The organism is Rhodococcus sp. 077-4, from assembly GCF_047782425.1.
GTDB lineage: Bacteria > Actinomycetota > Actinomycetes > Mycobacteriales > Mycobacteriaceae > Rhodococcoides.
Genome location: NZ_JAJPWC010000002.1, coordinates 432853 through 450073 on the forward strand (window position 1 = coordinate 432853; position 17221 = coordinate 450073).

Consider the following 17221-nt stretch of genomic DNA (forward strand, 5'->3'; position numbering starts at 1 on the left):
CTCGCAATCGTCCCGCCCTCAGGCAGGAACCAGATCACTCACCTGGGCGAGCAACTCGAACGACCGGAGCCACGATGCGCGGTCGGACACTCCCGACGCGACGATCAGCTCGTCGGCCCCTGTGCGTTCGGCGAATCGATCGAGGTAGTCCTTCACCATGTCCGGCGTGCCGACCGCCGAGTACTTGGTCATCTTCGCGATCTGCTGGCCCGCCGGTGCTTCGAGAACCATGTCGGCTTCTTCGTCGGTGAAGGTCCGGCCCCGGCCCAACAGCAGGCTGACGCGGCTGCGTTTGGTGCGTAGGAACTGCGCCTGTGCTTCGGCGAGCGAATCGGCCGCGATCACGTTGACACCCACGATCAGGTGCGGCTCCGCCAGCTGCGCCGACGGCCGGAAGTCACGTCGGTAGATCTCGACGGCCTGCTCGAGCGCATCGGGCGCGAAGTGCGAGGCAAAGGAGTAAGGCAGGCCGAGCGCCGCTGCGAGCTGCGCGCCGAAGAGCGACGAGCCGAGGATGTACAGCGGGACCTCGGTACCGGCACCGGGAGTCGCGCTCACTCCGGGAACGAGGGATTCGGCCGACAGGTAACCCTGCAGTTCTTGGACGTCCTGGGGGAAGCGGTCGGCGGATGCAGGATCGCGACGCATCGCTCGCATCGTCACCTGGTCGCTGCCCGGTGCGCGTCCCAGGCCGAGATCGATTCGGCCCGGGTGCAGCGTCGCCAGGGTTCCGAACTGTTCGGCGATCGTCAGTGGCGCGTGGTTGGGAAGCATGATCCCACCGGAGCCGAGGCGGATCCGCTGTGTGTGGGCAGCGACGTGCCCGATGAGAACCGAAGTAGCCGACGACGCAATGGTTTTCATGTTGTGGTGCTCGGCGTACCAGATGCGACGGTATCCCCAGTTCTCCGCATGCTGGGCGAGTGTGACGCTGGCATCGAAACTGTCGCGGACTGTTTCTCCCTCGTTCACATGTGCGAGATCGAGGATGGACAGAGGTACGGACACGGTGGGGGCCAGCCTTTCGTTCGTCGAGCGCGCGGCCGAGCAGCCGCAATGAGGTGCAACGACGTCGGGCGATGTTCTATTTCTCGACGCCACCGATTTCTTGCAGGCCCGATTTCGCGCCATCGGCGAGTACCGGGTCCGTCGCGGGCGTGAGGGAAACTGTGGACCGCCCGGTCTCCGATGCGTTAGCCTGTCGTCCACGCGGCCTCGGGGGGAGGCCGCCGAGTGCAGTTGTGGGGGCGCAGCCGTGGGGGCGGATCGATGAGTACCGTGCGCTTCGTTCGCGGCGCGCGCCGCGAAGTACCTCGATCACCTGGCGGCGAGGTCACGCTCGCGTCACCGCCCGAGATTCCGCGCGCCGTACCGGGCAACCTGCTGATGAAGTTGATGCCGCTGGTGATGGTCGCAGCGATGGTCGGAATGGTCGCGCTCATGTTCACGTCGGGCGCGGCGGCCAACCCGATGATGTTGATGTTCCCGGCCATGATGCTCATGTCCATGGTGGGGATGCTGGCAGGCGGCGGAAAGTCCGGCGGAGCGCGCACCGCCGAGGCGAACGAGGATCGCAAGGACTACCTCCGCTATCTCGATCAGCTCCGCCGCGATGTCGCCGAGACCGAGAGGGCGCAGCGCCGAGCACTCGAATGGAGTCACCCGGCCCCGGAATCCCTGTGGTCGATTGCGGGAACCGAGCGGATGTGGGAACGACGATTGTCAGACCCGGATTTCGCTCACGTGCGAGTCGGCTGCGGGGATCAGCGGCTCGCAACCCGGTTGGTTCCGCCCGAGACCGGACCGGTCGAGGAGCTCGAACCGGTGTCGGCGGTCTCGTTGCGTCGGTTCGTGCGGGCGCATTCGGTGGTGGCCGCGCTGCCGACAGCGGTGTCCCTGAGGGGATTCGCTGCACTGTCGATAGCGGGCGATCGCGACGGTGCCCGGGCGATGGTGCGCGCGATGTTGGCCTCGCTGTGCAGCTTCCACGGACCTGACCACGTCGCAGTCGCGATCGTGTGCGGTCCGGACACCGTGCACCAGTGGGAGTGGACCAAGTGGCTTCCGCACACTCAGCACGACGCCCTTCGCGACGGGGCCGGGTCCGCCCGGATGATCTTCGGCAGCTTCCTCGAACTCGAGAGTGCACTGGGCGAGGTGCTGGCGATGCGTAATCGCTTCGCGCGCGGCGCAGTTCCGGTCGCCGGCGTCGTGCACTTGGTGATCGTGGTCGACGGCGGGCTTGTCGACAACCGGTCGACCGAGCTCACCGACACCGGCCTCGATTCCGTCACGATCATCGACCTGGCCGGCCTCTGCCCCAGGCTTGCTGCATCGCGCGGTCTCCAGCTGTTCGCCGAGAACGGATCCATCGGAGCGGTCAGCGGAACAACGGTCGAGGTGTTCGCCGTCGCGGACTCGATGAGTACCACCCAGGCCGACGCCGTTGCTCGACGCCTGTCGCCGTATCGCGCGCCGTCGTCCTCGTCGGTCGTCGACGTCGTGGACGACGACGGCGTCCGGGCGTCGGGATGGAACAACCTGGTCGGGATCGCCGATGTCGGGGCCCTCGACACCGATCGGGCCTGGACCGTCCGTCGTGGGCGCGACAGGTTGCGGGTACCGATCGGTGTCGCGCCGGACGGCAGCGCGGTGGAGATCGATCTGAAGGAATCTGCCGAGAACGGTATGGGGCCACATGGATTGTGCATCGGCGCAACGGGTTCCGGTAAGTCGGAGTTCCTTCGGACCCTCGTGCTCGGGTTGGTGTCGACTCACTCGCCCGAGCAGCTGAACCTGGTACTCGTGGACTTCAAGGGTGGGGCGACGTTCGCCGGCCTGGAGTCTGCACCGCATGTCGCCGCGGTCATCACCAACCTGTCGGAAGACTTGGCCTTGGTGGATCGAATGCGCGACGCGTTGGCCGGAGAGATGAACCGCCGGCAGGAGTTGTTGCGTTCGGCCGGCAACTTCGCGAACGTCTCCGATTACGAGAGGGCGCGCGCCGCAGGAGCCGATCTGGCACCGATGCCCGCCCTGTTCGTAGTGGTCGACGAGTTCTCTGAATTGCTCAGCCAGCAGCCGGAATTCGCCGAGCTGTTCGTCGCGATCGGTCGGCTCGGACGATCGCTGCACATGCACCTACTGCTCGCCAGCCAGCGACTCGAAGAAGGAAAGCTGCGCGGTCTGGACAGTCATCTCTCGTACCGAATCGGTCTGAAGACGTTCTCGGCCAACGAGTCTCGATCGGTGCTCGGTGTTCCCGACGCGTATCACCTGCCCGCGCAGCCCGGTGCGGGCTACCTCAAGTGCGATTCGGCCGAGATCGTCAGGTTCGCTGCGGCCTACGTCTCGGGTCCATACGCGCCGCCGCGTTCCGGTTCGGGCGCGCGCCCCCTGCTCGGAGCCGACATCAGGCCGAGGCCGTTCACGGCGTACGCGGTACCGCTCGACTCGATCGATGTCGGCCGAATCGAGGCCGCCACTGCGCCGGTGGCCGAACCGGAGTCGGCCGACTCCGAGAGCACCGGTGCGACAGTGCTCGACGTCGTCGTCGGACGAATTCGGGGTCGCGGAATGCCGGCCCACGAAGTGTGGTTGCCGCCGTTGGACAGTGCGCCGACGCTGAATCGGTTGCTGCCCGGGTCGGTTCTGACCGAGCGCATCGATCCGCACAGCCGCCTGCGTGCCCCGATCGGCATCATCGACCGGCCGTTCGATCAGCGCCGTGATCTGCTCACCGTCGATCTCTCCGGTGCCGCAGGCCATGTCGCCATCGTCGGAGCTCCGCAATCGGGTAAGTCGACGGCACTTCGGTCGTTGATCCTGGCGCTGGCAATGACGCATTCACCCGCGCAGGTGCAGTTCTATTGTTTGGACTTCGGCGGCGGAACGCTGGCCGGTCTGTCCGATCTACCGCACGTCGGTTCCGTGGCCAACCGTCTCGACGTCGACCGGGTTCGGCGGACGGTGGCCGAGGTTGCCGCCGTCGTCAGGCAGCGGGAGAAGACGTTCCGGGATCGCGGAATCGACTCGATGGCGGAGTTCCGTCGTCGACGTGCGACGCAACCCGTCGATCCCGACGACCGGTTCGGTGACGTCTTTCTCGTGATCGACGGTTGGCCGTCGATCAGGTCCGACTTCGAAAGTCTCGAACAGCAGATCGCCACCCTGACCACGCAAGGGCTCGCCTTCGGGCTGCACCTGGTCCTCACCGCGTCGCGATGGGCAGAGGTTCGACCTGCGACCAAGGACCTGATCGGAACCCGATTGGAACTGCGGCTCGGAGATCCGTCGGATTCGGACATGGGCCGCGCCAAGGCGGCGAGCGTTCCCGAGGGTCGGCCGGGCCGGGGGATGACCAGGGACGGTCTGCATCTGTTGATCGCGCTGCCGCGGGTGGACGACGAATCATCCGTCGAAGACCTGTCTCGGGCAGTCGGTGAGTCGGTCGCTGCGATCGCGGCGGCGTCTGCCGGACCCCCCGCCCCGCCGGTGCGCATGTTGCCGGAGTTGCTGGAACGATCCGCGGTTCTCGATCAGCTCGGTGAGGCATGGCCGCGGATCCGTGGCGGTACTCCCGAGCTCGGAGTTCCGATCGGCATCGACGAGACCGAATTGGCACCGGTGGTGGTCGATTTCGCGGAGAATCCGCACTTCGTTGTGTTCGGCGACAGCGAGTGCGGCAAGACGTCACTGCTGCGCGGAATCTGTCGATCGCTCGTCGAGGCGAACTCGTCCGACAGCGTCAAGCTCATCATCGCGGACTATCGTCGAACTCTGCTCGGCACAGTCGATTCCGAGCATCTGGCCGGGTATGCAGCCTCGCAAGCGGCGCTGACGGCCATGATCGTCGACCTCGCCGGTCGGATGAGCAATCGCATGCCGGGGACAGATGTGACTCAGCAGCAACTTCGTGAGCGGTCGTGGTGGGACGGCCCCGAGGTGTTCGTCGTCGTCGACGATTACGATCTGGTCGCCACGTCATCGGGAAATCCGTTGGCACCCTTGGTGGAACACCTTCCCCATGCACGAGACATCGGGCTGCACGTCATCGTGGCGCGTCGTTCGGGCGGTGCAGGCCGCGCGCTGTTCGATCCGGTGATCGGTCGGTTGCGCGATCTGGTGACGCCGGGATTGGTCATGAGCGGAAGCCGCGACGAGGGGAACCTGCTCGGGACGGTACGGCCCAGTGCCATGCCGCCCGGCCGCGGCGTGTTCGTCAACCGCTCGGGGCAGGCACTCGTTCAGCTCGGACATTCCAGTTGACGAATCCCGCGTGGCGTTATGCCGCAGTGCATCTGGGGTACACGGAGATTTCCGTGGTCGCCACGGGCGGTCCGTTGGAGGGTCCGCGAGAGAGCGTCGGTTCAGCATTTGCCACGGTGGATGGTGGCCGACTGGTGTTCGGTCGGGCCGCTGCGGGAGGTGAGATACCGCCCCTGCTCTGTATCGACGACGCGTTCATCCCGGTGGGCACCTCGGTGTGGGACCGGGAGGCGGTTCTTCATGGAATCGTGTGGTCTGCGCTGGCGGGTGCCGGGGTGCACGACCGACTCGACGTGCTCGAGATCGCGTATCCGTCCACGTGGGGTGAGGAACGCTCGAGCATCGTTCGGGCCACGTTCGCGGCCTCGGCGAACGAGGTGGTGCTCGTGGAGACGGCCGAGGCGGCTCTCTCGTGGGCGGGTGAACGTGCACCGTCCGCCGCGGTCGTCGTCGAGGTCGGTGCACTCGACACATCCGTGATGGTCCTCGACGAGTCCGGGGCGTACGGAGGCGAAACCGGCGCGATCATCCCGTTCGGTATCCGGGACGACGCCGCCTGGCGAGAAGCGGTGGGGGAGTACGTTCGGTCGTCGGTCTCGCGCTGCCCCGACGAGGTGTACGTGCTGGCACCGTCCGACGACGGGCCGAACCCCATCGTCGATCACACCACTCATCGGCTGACCGGTCTCGATATCGCCAGGTCCCTCTACCGGCGGGCCGGGGCGGATCTGGTCCCTGTCCCGCCCGTACGGGTCGCGACGACGCGATCGGCAGCGTGGCTCGACGATCTAGCGGCACCGCCGCCTCGGTCCAGGGAGCGCAAGCGTCCCCATCTGCTCGCGATCGCGGGCGGCGGGGCGGTAGCAGTCGTCTTCGTCTGTGCGGCAGCATATTTGGTCAGCGAACCGTCGCAGGGCTCGAACGTCGCAGTAGCACAACCATTTTCTCCGATCACATCCCAGATCGCGGCACCGTCGGTCGTCCAGAACCCTCCGACGACGACAGTGGCCGATACGCCACCGCCGCTCGAGACGACGACGTTCGTATCAGGGCGGGCGTCGATGCGTCTGCCTGCCACCTGGACGAGGTTGGACGACCCGGGCCGGATGGTGCTGATTCCGTCGACTCCACCCGAGCGCCGCATCGTCGTCACCGTCGCGGACCTGAAGCCGGGTTCGACCCGGGAGCAGGTGGCAGCAGAGCTTCGGTCGGCCATCGAGGCCCGCGGCCAGAATTCCACCATCGGATCTCTCGAACCCACACGCGATTTCGGCGGTCGCGTCGGGATCGCGTACACCGAGACACCGGTCGACAATTCGACGGTGCTGTGGCGCGTGTTCGTCGAGTCCGATCTGCAGGTCAGCATCGGTTGCCAGTTCGAGGGGGACGATGCGGCGGTGATCGACTCCGAATGCGGCCAGGCCACGCAGACATTGGACATCGTCCCTGCTCCGTGAAACCGACCCTCGGTTTTTCGAGGACGGCCGGAACCAAACCGAGGGGCTGCTGCGTCCAAGGAGATGTAGGGGAGTGAGCGGGCCGACAGTGGCCCCTCGGTCGAGCAGCACGCGCGCCGTCGGTGTACGTGAATCGAGTATCGAAGACAAGGAGTCGAAGTGGGATATCCAGGGGGACCGGAAGCTACGGGTTCGTCGAACGGCGTCACGGTCACACCGCAGGAGCTCGTCGCTGCCGGGGCCACGATCGAAGGGCTGAGCGTGTCGATCAACGCCTCCAATTCAGCCGTCCGCTCGATCGTCGAGCAGACGGCCGAGGCTTGGGTCGGTAAGGCGGGCAAGTCGTTTCAGGATGTCATGGCGCAGTGGGACACGAGCGCGCAGAAGATGCGGAGCGCGCTCGAGCAGATCTCCGCGGACATCAAGACCAACGGCCACGGTTACTCGGACGCCGACGACGACAACGTCTCTGCCGTGAACCAGGTGGCCGGATCCCTGAACTCGGGACTGTCCACGTTCAAGTGAACGTCGAATCCGGTGACGACACGACAATCCACACGACCACGCTCGACCAAGGAGACTGATCCGACATGAAATACGACTTCGCGCAGATCGCGGCGCTGACCGAGGCGATGAACAAGCAGGCGAACGTGACCAAGGACCTTCTCGCGGATGTGGACAGCACCGCGAAGCGGCTCTACGAGTCGTGGGAGGGCGACGCGATGACGTCCTACTACGAGCTTCAGCGCCAGTGGAATTCCGCATCCGACGAGCTCAACCTGATTCTGTCGAGCCTCGTCGCGGCCGCCCGCACCGGTGGCGAGACGATGCACGGCGTCGAGATGGCCAACAAGGCCCGGATGGCTCGCTGACCTTCACACCACGAACGAATGCCCCGACCGAACCATCGGTCGGGGCATTCGGCCTTCGCCCGACTCGTGAGCAAGTGGCTCGAGTTCTTCCGAGTCGTGCACCCTGGTCACGCGGCCGGTAGGGGTGTCTACTGGATCGATGACGGACTTCGGAGCAGTACTGGGGGCCGAGCGCTCTCGGGCCGCGCATCGACTCGACTCGCTCCGGGGTGAGTTGGCGTCGGTGATCGAAGGGTCGCGGTTCACCACCGACGACGACGAGCACGATCCGGAGGGTTCGACGATTGCGTTCGAGCGGGCGAAGATCGCAGCGTTGATCACCGACACCCAATCCGAGATGCGCGAGATCGACGCGGCCGTCGCACGGGTCGCGGCTGGAACGTACGGTTTCTGTGAGCGGTGTGGCGACGAAATCCCGGCGATACGGCTCGAGGCGTTGCCCGCGGCTCGTCGGTGCATGCAGTGTGTGCGCCTGCGTCGATAACATCGACGACCTGAGGCGTTTTGACCTGGGCGTCCGCTCCCGGTATCGTTCCCCGTTGGCGTGTATGGGCTCGCCGCGTGTTTTCGCGCGTATCGAGCTCTTGTCCTCGGGTCTCAACTGGCCGCCGAGGGCATCCACTCGTCTTGGCCAGCAGCGACATCATGAAGACAGGAATTTTCTGTGTCTACTTACGCCCCGAAGGCCGGGGACACCACCCGGACGTGGCATGTGATCGACGCCACGGACGTCGTGCTCGGACGCCTCGCCGTCCAGGCCGCGACTCTGCTCCGCGGTAAGCACAAGCCCACCTACGCACCCAACGTCGACGGTGGCGACTTCGTCGTCATCATCAACGCCGAGAAGGTTGCCATCAGCGGCAACAAGCTCGACGGCAAGTTCCACCACCACCACTCCGGCCACCCGGGCGGTCTGAAGTCGCGCTCCACCCGTCAGGTGCTCGAGAGCAACCCCGATCGTCTCGTGGAGAAGGCCGTCGTCGGCATGATCCCCAAGAACAAGCTCGGCAATGCCATCGCGAGCAAGCTGAAGGTCTACGCGGGTCCGAACCACCCGCATGCCGCTCAGCAGCCCGTTCCGTTCGAGATCAAGCAGGTGTCCCAGTGACGGCGCCGGAGGGAAATGACGTGACCTCGCAGGAGAACATCGAAGAGATCGCCCCCGACGAGTTCGTGGCAGTCGAAGATCCCGAGGTCGTATCGGACATCGAAGCTGCTGCAGCTCCGGCCCCGATCGTGTTCGATCGCCCGATCCAGACCGTCGGTCGCCGTAAGGAAGCTGTCGCTCGTGTTCGGTTGTCCTCGGGCACCGGCGGATTCAAGCTCAACGGCCGCACCCTGGAGGATTACTTTCCCAACAAGGTGCACCAGCAGCTGATCAAGGCTCCCCTCGTGCTGGTCGACCGCGCCGAGTCCTTCGACATCGTCGCGCTGCTGCACGGTGGCGGACCGTCGGGACAGGCAGGCGCATTGCGTCTGGCCATCTCGCGTGCGCTGATCGAGCTCGCACCCGACGATCGCCCGCCGCTCAAGGCTGCAGGCTTCCTCACGCGTGACGCGCGTGCAGTCGAGCGCAAGAAGTACGGCCTCAAGAAGGCCCGTAAGGCGTCGCAGTACTCCAAGCGCTGACGCGTCTTACCCGTTTCATCCTCGAGGGCAGGCATCCAGCAGTATCGGACGCCTGCCCTCGAGGCATTTCCACCACATTCTCTCCGCTCGAAGGAGTTCTTGGTTCATGGCGCGATTGTTCGGCACCGACGGAGTTCGGGGACTGGCAGGCGGGGTTCTGACCGCTGAACTGGCAATGACGATCGCGCGAGCCGCGGCCACCGTGTTGGCACCGAACGTCGACGGCGTCAGGCGCGTTGCGGTGGTCGGGCGCGACCCGCGTGTCAGTGGGACGATGCTGAGCGCAGCTGTCTCGGCCGGACTCACCGCATCGGGTGTCGACGTGATCGACGTCGGAGTACTCCCCACACCTGCGGTCGCCTACCTCACCGCCGAGTACGGCGCAGCTCTCGGTGTGGTGATCTCGGCATCGCACAATGCGATGCCCGACAACGGAATCAAGATCTTCGCCGCGGGCGGACACAAGCTCGACGACGACGTCGAAGACCGGATCGAAGCCGCTCTCGATCCCGAGGAGCGCTCCCGGAAAGATGCACGACCGCTCGATGCCACCGGTGCCGCTATCGGCCGTATCGAACTCGCGCACGACGCGGCAGCCCGCTACATCGAGCATCTCGCCGCATCGGTGTCGTATCGACTCGACGGGGTGACCGTCGTGGTGGATTGCTCGAACGGTGCCGCCTCGGTCGTCGGCCCCGAGATCTATCGCCGGGCCGGAGCGACGGTCGTGGCGATCAATGCAGAACCCGATGGCATCAACATCAACCACGGGTGCGGGTCCACGCACTTGGAGGGATTGCAGAAGGCCGTCGTGGAGCACGGCGCCGATCTCGGTATCGCGCACGACGGCGACGCAGACCGATGTCTTGCCGTCGATGCGTCGGGCTCCGTGGTGGACGGCGACGCCATCATGACGGTGCTGGCCATCGCGATGCGCGACGCGGGCCAGTTGATCGACGACACGTTGGTGGCGACGGTCATGAGCAATCTGGGCCTGCACATCGCGATGCGCGAGGCCGGAATCACGTTGCGCACCACGGCAGTCGGAGATCGGTACGTGCTCGAGGAGTTGCGGCGCGGCGGCTTCGCGCTGGGGGGTGAGCAGAGCGGACACGTCGTGCTTCCCGCGATCGGAACAACCGGTGACGGGATCGCCACTGCGCTGCGACTGATGGAGCGGATGGCTCGGACCGGACGCTCCCTCGCGGATCTGGCGTCGGCGATGCGGACCCTGCCTCAGGTCCTGATCAACGTGCGAGTGTCGGACAAGGTTGCGGTGGCATCTGCGCCCTCGGTGTCGGACGCCGTGGCGACGGCCGAGCGCGAACTCGGGGAATCGGGTCGAGTTCTGTTGCGCCCCAGCGGTACCGAGCAGCTGGTGCGGGTGATGGTGGAAGCGTCGGAACTCGACGTCGCGACCCGACTCGCCGAGGAGCTGGCGGGCCGGGTCGCATCGGTCTGACGCTCAGGCGGTGAGTTCGCTCAGGCGGTGAGTTCGCGCAGTGCGGTCAGCTGCGCGACGCGGCCGGCGGTGTTCTCGGCCAGCGGCGCGACGTTGAGAGTGGTGACTCCCGCTTCGGCGAAGGCAGCCACTCGCTCCTTGACGTAGCTTTCCGGGCCGATGAGGTTGACCGACCGGGCGAGCTCGTCCGGAACTGCAGCAGCGGCTTCTTCCTTCTTGCCTGCCAGATACAGGTCCTGGATCTTCTCGGCCTCGGCCTCGTAGCCGTAACGCTGAGCCAGGGAGTTGTAGAAGTTCTTGCCCTTGGCTCCCATGCCGCCGATGTACAGCGCCAGGTGCGGCTTGACCCAGGGGAGGTACTTCTCTGCATCCTCGCCGATAGCGAGGGTGGGACTCGCGAACACCTGGAGATCGCCGAGTGCAGGATCACGCTTCGCTTTGCCTGCCGCGAGCGAATCGCCCCACACGTCGGCGGCCTTCTCCGGGAAGTAGAAGATGGGCTGCCAGCCTTCGGCGATCTCGGCGGTGAGTTCGACATTCTTGGGGCCGAGCGCAGCAATGACGACCGGAATGCGGTCGCGTACAGGGTGATTGATCAACTTCAGTGGCTTGCCCAGGCCTGTTCCCTTGTCGGCCGGCAGCGGGATCTGGTAGTGCTTGCCTTGGTACTGCACCTTCTCGCGGCGCCAGACCTGGCGGCAGATCTCGATGACCTCTCGGGTGCGTGCAATGGGGGCGTCGTACTTGACGCCGTGGAATCCCTCGACGACCTGCGGTCCGGACGCGCCGAGTCCGAGCACGAACCGGCCCTCGGAGACGTAGTCGAGACCGGCCGCGGTCATGGCCGTCAGCGACGGTGTCCTGGTGTAGATCTGGAAGATGCCGGACGCGATCTTGATCGTGCTCGTCTTGGCCGCGAGGAACCCGAGCTGGCTGACGGCGTCGAACGAGTAGGCCTCGGGCACGAAAATGATGTCGAGACCGGCCTTCTCGAGCTCGGCGACCTCGGCAACGGTCTCGTTGAAACCACCGCTGTAGTTCAGCATCGTTCCGATGTGCATGGGACTCCTCGATCGGTGAGCAGCTGGTGTAGCCACTTCAGGTACCTGTTACTGACATTTCACATCGGGACGTTACCGCTCCCAGGGGAACCGATGTGAGTCGGCGCACGTCATAGTGAGAAGGGGGCACTTCGAGGGGAGGCGGGTGAGGTATGGAAAACGGAAATCACGTGGACGAGGACCGCGTTCGCGGGGTTGCACATGCACTGGCGGCGTCGGCCGATGTCCTCGGCGGCGCGGCCGAGTCGGTTTCCGACGCGAGCTTCGGTGCAGCCGGGTCAGGACGGAACTACCGTGACCTGGGCGCGCTCTACTCCCAGGCCCACGGTGGGCTCGGCCGTGCCGTGGGAGCGTGGAAGTCCTCGGTGGACGACATCTCGAGCGCCCTCACGACGTCGATGGACGAGTACCGACAGCAGGACGACGCCACTGCGTACGCAATCGAGTCGCCCCGGTGACGCCTACCCCGGCCGGACCGGCCGAGGGGGCTTCGGTCGACGACATTCTCGATGCGAACGCCGACGGGCTGCTGTACTTCGAGCGTTTCCTGCCTTTGCTCGGCCGCGTACCGGGCAGCGTGTGCCCGCCGTACGAGCAGGTGTGTGCGAGGTACGACGAACAGCGGGGATTGAATCTGGGTGCGCTCGGCAACGATGCCGACGCCGTCGAAGCGATGTCCGCGCTGCTCGGCGAGGAACTGGAAGAACAGATTCAGCTGCGCAGGGTGCTGCAGCTGAGATGGCACGGCGAGGCAGGTGAGGCCGTCCAGATCTATCTCACGGCCGAACAGGAAGAGGCAGCCGCGTTCATCCAATCGATCCAGGATTCTCACCAGACGATGTCCGCAGCCGTCGACGTTCTTCGCGACGCCGTGACCGACAAGGCAGAGTTGGTGGGCGGCCTCGACGTCGACGGGGTGGACGGCAAGACTGTCGATCAGATCGATGCCATCCTGGCCGCGTCCGGAATCGAGTGCCTCCCGGTCGATCGAGAGTCGGTGTTCCCGAGGTTGGCGTCCGCCTTCGAGGATCTGACCGAACGGGCACGCAGCGCCGATGTCTCCGACGAGTTCGCCGCCGAGGTGACTCAGCGCTGCAGGGGCTGGATCGAGACCGAATTCGTCCCGCGGGTGCAGAGTACGTGCGAGGCCGTCATCGACGCATGCGCCGCCACCGACACGGCGGTCAGAGACTGTCTGACGTTGGTGGTCGACGTTCTGAGCGGTGTGCACGACCCGGCGTTCACCGACCTCGACGAGCGTGGGTGGGCAGTCACACCCGGGCCGGCCGTCGGTGTGCCCTGGCAGGGGTCGGAGGTACTTCCCGCAGACCGAGCGCTCGGCGGAACCGAACCAGCGACACCGGTCGGAAGCGGTTCGACCCCGGTAGCAGTCGGACCGGCCGCGGTGTCGACACCGAACGCGAACACAGCCGCGCAATGGGGAAGCGTCGATCCGCTCGGCGGGCACACAACCGACGATCCTCCACGCGAGAAGCTGGGGAATTCTCTCGACGGGCTCGTGAATCGAGTGGTTGCCGAGATCGTCGATCGCGTCGACGAGGCACTGACCGACAGCACGGACAGCACCGACGGTGCCCCCGAGACCAGGGACATCGACGACAGGGATACCGACGACAGGGATACCGACGACAGGGATACCGACGACAGGGGTCAGGAGGATCGCACTGCCGGAGATCGCAGCGCGTCTCGAACCCCACCGGACTCGGACGGCGGGCCAGCGGTACCGGACGAAGCGGCCGACCGTGAATCGGCGTCGGCTCAGCCGCCGACCGGGACTTCATCACCTGCGGCTCTCGACGAGCGTGGCCATCTCGAGGCCGAACTCGACGGCCATCGCGCCCGCATCGCGCTCGAACACGACGGTGTGGTGTCTCTCGAACTCGAAACTCCGGGGCTGGGGCTCCGCTCGTTCGAGTTGAGGATCGGTCCGTTCGGTCTACCCGAACTCGTCGAAGTTCCCGGTGCGGCCGCGGTGCCGTCCGAACCTGTGCCCACCGCTGAACCCGTGCCCACCGCTGAACCCGTGCCCACTGCAGAACCGGTGCCGGCGACCCAACCCGGCCCTGTCCCGGAACCCGGCCCGGAACCCGCACCTGTCCCGGAACCGGCACCTGCCCCAGAACCCGCGTCCGTCGCCGAGCCTGCCCCGTCAGCCGATTCCGACTCCGAGGAACAGGCGCAGTGCCCACCCGAGTCGTCCGACAACGAGCAGCCTGTTCTGCAGGACTCCGAGGAGCAGGCTGCCACGCAGCATCCGGTCTCTGCAGATCGGCCGGTCGTCGATGCACCCGCCGAGACGGGCACCGGAGCGGGCCTGAGTGAAGCAGGCACCCTGTGAGTGCCGACGGCGGGTGGCGTCGAGAGTTGCACCGAATTCGCGACGAACACAGGATCGCGATGGCACGCGCGGCCGAGGCGCTGAGTCGAGCTCAGACGCCGACGATCGAGCGAGCCCACAGGAACTCGGCCGCCGTGAGACGAGCGGATATCGAGACCGAGACGGTGTCCGGCTCGGTACTGCAACCGGCCCACCTCGACCGGCGCGGGCCGATTCAGCACGTCGAAACCGAACCCGACGAGCGACCTCGGTCGTGGCTGGTCTGACACCGGCCGTCGACGATCGGGACTAGCCCCGTCCGAGCAGCGCCTTGATCGACGCGGACGCCTTCGGTTTGGGCTGCTCGTCGAGTGGCGCATGCGGGTCGACCGCTCTGGTTCCGTCGATCTCGCCGTTCGCGCCGGCCAGTTCCGCGTAGTCTGAGTCGCCGGTCAGGTGGAAGAGCAGGAAGGCGGTGAGGACGGCGCGAGTGCGCTGCTGGGTCTTGCGGTCGGGCTTGTTGATACCGAGCGCGCCGAGGATTCGGCGGCCTTCGGCGAATCCGTCGGCCGTGGAGCCGTCGATTCGTCGCAGGATGGTAGGCCCGTGCCAGGCCTGGGCAAGCGCGAGGGAGTTGTCGGTGAGCGAGTCGGCGTTCGAGTTGTCTCCGACGACGAGTCCCGGCACGCTCAGACCCGCAGCGGCGTCCTCGGACGAGGGTGCCGTCGGTGCCGGGAACAACGCGGCGACAGCCTTGATATCGGATCGCCGGGAAGCCGCGAGCACGGCGGTGCCCGCACCCATCGCGTGACCTGCCGTGGCGAGCTTGTCCGGGTGCACGCTGATGTTGCCCGGGCCGAGCCGCACGCCCGTCATGATGTCGAGCACAGTGCTCAGGTCGGTGGCGAGGCCGCGGTGCGAGGGTACGAGCCCGCGCTCGGTATCCGGTGCCGCTACGACGATGCCCCAGGACGCCAGGTGCTTCAGAGTGTCGGTGTAATGGCTGGGCCGCATCATCCAGCCGTGTGCGAAGGCCACGCCGGGCAGGCCGAAGCCCTCGGCTGGGGTGTAGACGACGCCGGGTTGCCCGGCGAGGGCCAGGTCGCCTCGGAGCACCTTGTGCGGGCCGCGCTTGGAAAGAGCAGATGCCAGCTTCTTCGGTTTCGCCACGAGAGATGACGCTACCGAACGGCGGCGGGCCAGGGGGACATCGGACACGTCGAGTCGAGCGAATGGGTCGTGCGCGTCGTGCCGAGTACCCTGATTGACCATGTGCGGAATCGTGGGTTACGTCGGACATCGCCCAGCTCTGGGTGTGGTGGTCGAGGCGCTTCGGCGTATGGAATATCGGGGTTACGACTCTGCGGGGATCGCAATTCTCGACGGTGCAGGAGCAACGGCCGTCGAGCGCAAGGCCGGTCGCTTGGCCAATCTCGAAGCCGAACTCGACGACATCGGTACCGACACGTTCGTCGGTACCACCGGTATGGGCCATACCCGGTGGGCGACGCACGGCCGACCGACCGACCGCAATGCGCACCCGCACCGAGATGGCTCGGGAACCGTCGCGGTGGTGCACAACGGAATCATCGAGAACTTCGGTCCGTTGCGCGCCGAGCTCGAGTCCGACGGCATCGAGTTCCTGTCCGACACCGACACCGAGGCAGCTGTCCACCTCGTCTCGCGGGCCTACGCAGCGGGTCCGACCGCGGGCGATTTCGTAGCGAGCGCGAAGGCGGTCCTGCGTCGACTCGAGGGTGCGTTCACCCTGGTGTTCACCCATTCCGATCACGCCGACACGATCGTCGCGGCGCGCCGCTCCACGCCGCTCGTGCTGGGTGTCGGCGAGGGCGAGATGTTCCTGGGGTCCGATGTCGCTGCGTTCATCGAGCACACGCGAGATGCCGTCGAACTCGGTCAGGACCAGGTTGTCGTCATCACCGCCGACGGATACGAGATCAGCGACTTCGAGGGCAACGAGGCGCAGGGTCGTCCGTTCCGAATCGACTGGGATCTTGCCGCCGCCGAGAAGGGCGGCCACGACTACTTCATGCTCAAGGAGATTCAGGAGCAGCCTGCCGCCGTGGCGGATACGTTGCTCGGTCACTTCGACAACGGTCGAATCGTGCTCGACGAGCAGCGACTGTCCGATCAGGAACTGCGCGACGTCGACAAGGTGTTCGTCGTGGCCTGCGGTAGCGCATACCACTCGGGTCTGCTCGCCAAGTACGCGATCGAGCACTGGACCCGGCTGCCGGTGGAGGTGGAACTGGCCAGCGAATTTCGGTACCGCGACCCGGTCCTCGATCGGTCGACTCTGGTCGTCGCCATCTCGCAGTCCGGCGAAACGGCCGACACACTCGAGGCCGTGCGGCACGCCAAGGACCAGAAGGCGCGTGTACTCGCAGTGTGCAACACCAACGGTTCGCAAATCCCCCGCGAGGCCGACGCCGTGCTCTACACGCGGGCGGGTCCGGAGATCGGTGTCGCGTCGACCAAGGCCTTCCTTGCGCAGGTCACCGCGAACTATCTGGTCGGCCTGGCGTTGGCGCAGGCTCGCGGTACCAAGTATCCCGACGAGGTCGCGCGTGAATTCGCCGAACTCGAAGCGATGCCCGAGTTGGTGCAGCGTGTTCTCGAGACGGTCGAGCCGGTTCGGGCGCTTGCGCGTGAGCTCTCGACGGCCACGACGATTCTGTTCCTCGGCCGTCACGTCGGGTACCCGGTTGCTCTCGAAGGCGCGCTCAAGCTCAAGGAATTGGCGTACATGCACGCGGAGGGCTTCGCGGCGGGCGAGCTCAAGCACGGTCCGATCGCGCTCATCGAGGACGGTGTGCCGGTGATCATCGTGATGCCGTCGCCCAAGGGTCGTGCGGTGTTGCACTCGAAGATGTTGAGCAACATTCGTGAGATCCAGGCGCGTGGTGCGCGAACGGTCGTCATCGCCGAAGAAGGCGACGAGGCCGTACGGCCATTCGCGGACAACCTGATCGAGATTCCGGCCGCGTCGTCGTTGCTGCAACCGCTGCTCTCGACGATCCCGCTGCAGGTGTTCGCGGCCGAGGTCGCCCAGGCACGCGGTTACGACGTGGACAAGCCACGCAACCTGGCCAAGTCCGTCACCGTCGAGTAGC

Annotated in this window: 15 protein-coding genes; 12 read left to right on the plus strand and 3 right to left on the minus strand. The window is 66.0% G+C overall.

Annotated elements, in window-relative coordinates:
* Positions 1–18: 18 nt before the first annotated feature.
* Positions 19–1008: an LLM class flavin-dependent oxidoreductase gene (locus ACNEOT_RS11265; protein WP_415974059.1), complete on the minus strand. Its 990-nt coding sequence runs from the start codon at positions 1006–1008 to the stop codon at positions 19–21.
* Between the two features lie 261 nt (positions 1009–1269).
* Here ACNEOT_RS11265 and eccCa point away from each other — a divergent pair, with 261 nt between their 5' ends.
* From eccCa to glmM, 8 genes are all read left to right on the plus strand, one after another.
* Complete coding sequence (gene eccCa / locus ACNEOT_RS11270; RefSeq protein ID WP_415974060.1) at positions 1270–5268, plus strand: type VII secretion protein EccCa; 3999 nt, start codon at positions 1270–1272, stop codon at positions 5266–5268.
* Positions 5265–6725 carry a type VII secretion-associated protein gene (locus tag ACNEOT_RS11275; RefSeq protein WP_415974061.1) on the plus strand — a complete coding sequence of 487 codons (1461 nt, stop codon included), beginning with the start codon at positions 5265–5267 and terminating at the stop codon, positions 6723–6725. The genes eccCa and ACNEOT_RS11275 overlap by 4 nt, the downstream gene beginning before the upstream one ends.
* A 159-nt stretch (positions 6726–6884) precedes the next feature.
* A complete protein-coding gene (locus ACNEOT_RS11280) occupies positions 6885–7250 on the plus strand; it encodes a WXG100 family type VII secretion target (protein ID WP_415974062.1) in 366 nt (121 codons plus the stop codon).
* Positions 7251–7315: 65 nt separating this feature from the next.
* Entirely contained in the window at positions 7316–7597 is a 282-nt protein-coding gene (locus tag ACNEOT_RS11285) for a WXG100 family type VII secretion target (RefSeq protein ID WP_008718198.1), read from the plus strand.
* Between the two features lie 139 nt (positions 7598–7736).
* Positions 7737–8081, plus strand: a complete 345-nt coding sequence (locus ACNEOT_RS11290; protein ID WP_415974063.1) for a TraR/DksA family transcriptional regulator — start codon at positions 7737–7739, stop codon at positions 8079–8081.
* 180 nt (positions 8082–8261) lie between these two features.
* Positions 8262–8705 carry a 50S ribosomal protein L13 gene (gene rplM / locus ACNEOT_RS11295; RefSeq protein WP_032397517.1) on the plus strand — a complete coding sequence of 148 codons (444 nt, stop codon included), beginning with the start codon at positions 8262–8264 and terminating at the stop codon, positions 8703–8705.
* Positions 8702–9226, plus strand: a complete 525-nt coding sequence (gene rpsI / locus ACNEOT_RS11300) for a 30S ribosomal protein S9 (RefSeq protein WP_415974064.1) — start codon at positions 8702–8704, stop codon at positions 9224–9226. Before rplM ends, rpsI begins: the two co-directional genes overlap by 4 nt.
* A gap of 106 nt (positions 9227–9332) precedes the next feature.
* Positions 9333–10688 (plus strand): phosphoglucosamine mutase, encoded by a 1356-nt coding sequence (glmM, locus tag ACNEOT_RS11305; RefSeq protein ID WP_415974065.1) that lies wholly within the window; start codon positions 9333–9335, stop codon positions 10686–10688.
* Positions 10689–10708: 20 nt separating this feature from the next.
* Here the strand turns inward: glmM and ACNEOT_RS11310 are convergent, their stop codons facing one another.
* Positions 10709–11749, minus strand: a complete 1041-nt coding sequence (locus tag ACNEOT_RS11310; protein WP_415974066.1) for an LLM class F420-dependent oxidoreductase — start codon at positions 11747–11749, stop codon at positions 10709–10711.
* 152 nt (positions 11750–11901) lie between these two features.
* Between ACNEOT_RS11310 and ACNEOT_RS11315 the strand changes: the two genes are divergently transcribed.
* Genes ACNEOT_RS11315 through ACNEOT_RS11325 form a run of 3 tightly spaced genes read left to right on the plus strand, consistent with a single transcriptional unit; the run spans position 11902 to position 14374 of the window.
* Positions 11902–12207: a hypothetical protein gene (locus ACNEOT_RS11315; protein ID WP_415974067.1), complete on the plus strand. Its 306-nt coding sequence runs from the start codon at positions 11902–11904 to the stop codon at positions 12205–12207.
* A complete protein-coding gene (locus tag ACNEOT_RS11320) occupies positions 12204–14108 on the plus strand; it encodes a hypothetical protein (protein ID WP_415974068.1) in 1905 nt (634 codons plus the stop codon). Before ACNEOT_RS11315 ends, ACNEOT_RS11320 begins: the two co-directional genes overlap by 4 nt.
* Entirely contained in the window at positions 14105–14374 is a 270-nt protein-coding gene (locus ACNEOT_RS11325) for a hypothetical protein (protein ID WP_415974069.1), read from the plus strand. The genes ACNEOT_RS11320 and ACNEOT_RS11325 overlap by 4 nt, the downstream gene beginning before the upstream one ends.
* 22 nt (positions 14375–14396) lie before the next feature.
* On the opposite strand, the gene ACNEOT_RS11330 is transcribed toward ACNEOT_RS11325, so the two are convergent.
* Positions 14397–15257 (minus strand): dienelactone hydrolase family protein, encoded by an 861-nt coding sequence (locus tag ACNEOT_RS11330; protein WP_415974070.1) that lies wholly within the window; start codon positions 15255–15257, stop codon positions 14397–14399.
* A gap of 100 nt (positions 15258–15357) precedes the next feature.
* Here ACNEOT_RS11330 and glmS point away from each other — a divergent pair, with 100 nt between their 5' ends.
* On the plus strand, positions 15358–17220 hold the full coding sequence (gene glmS, locus ACNEOT_RS11335) for a glutamine--fructose-6-phosphate transaminase (isomerizing) (RefSeq protein ID WP_415974071.1): 1863 nt from the start codon (positions 15358–15360) through the stop codon (positions 17218–17220).
* Position 17221: the final 1 nt, after the last annotated feature.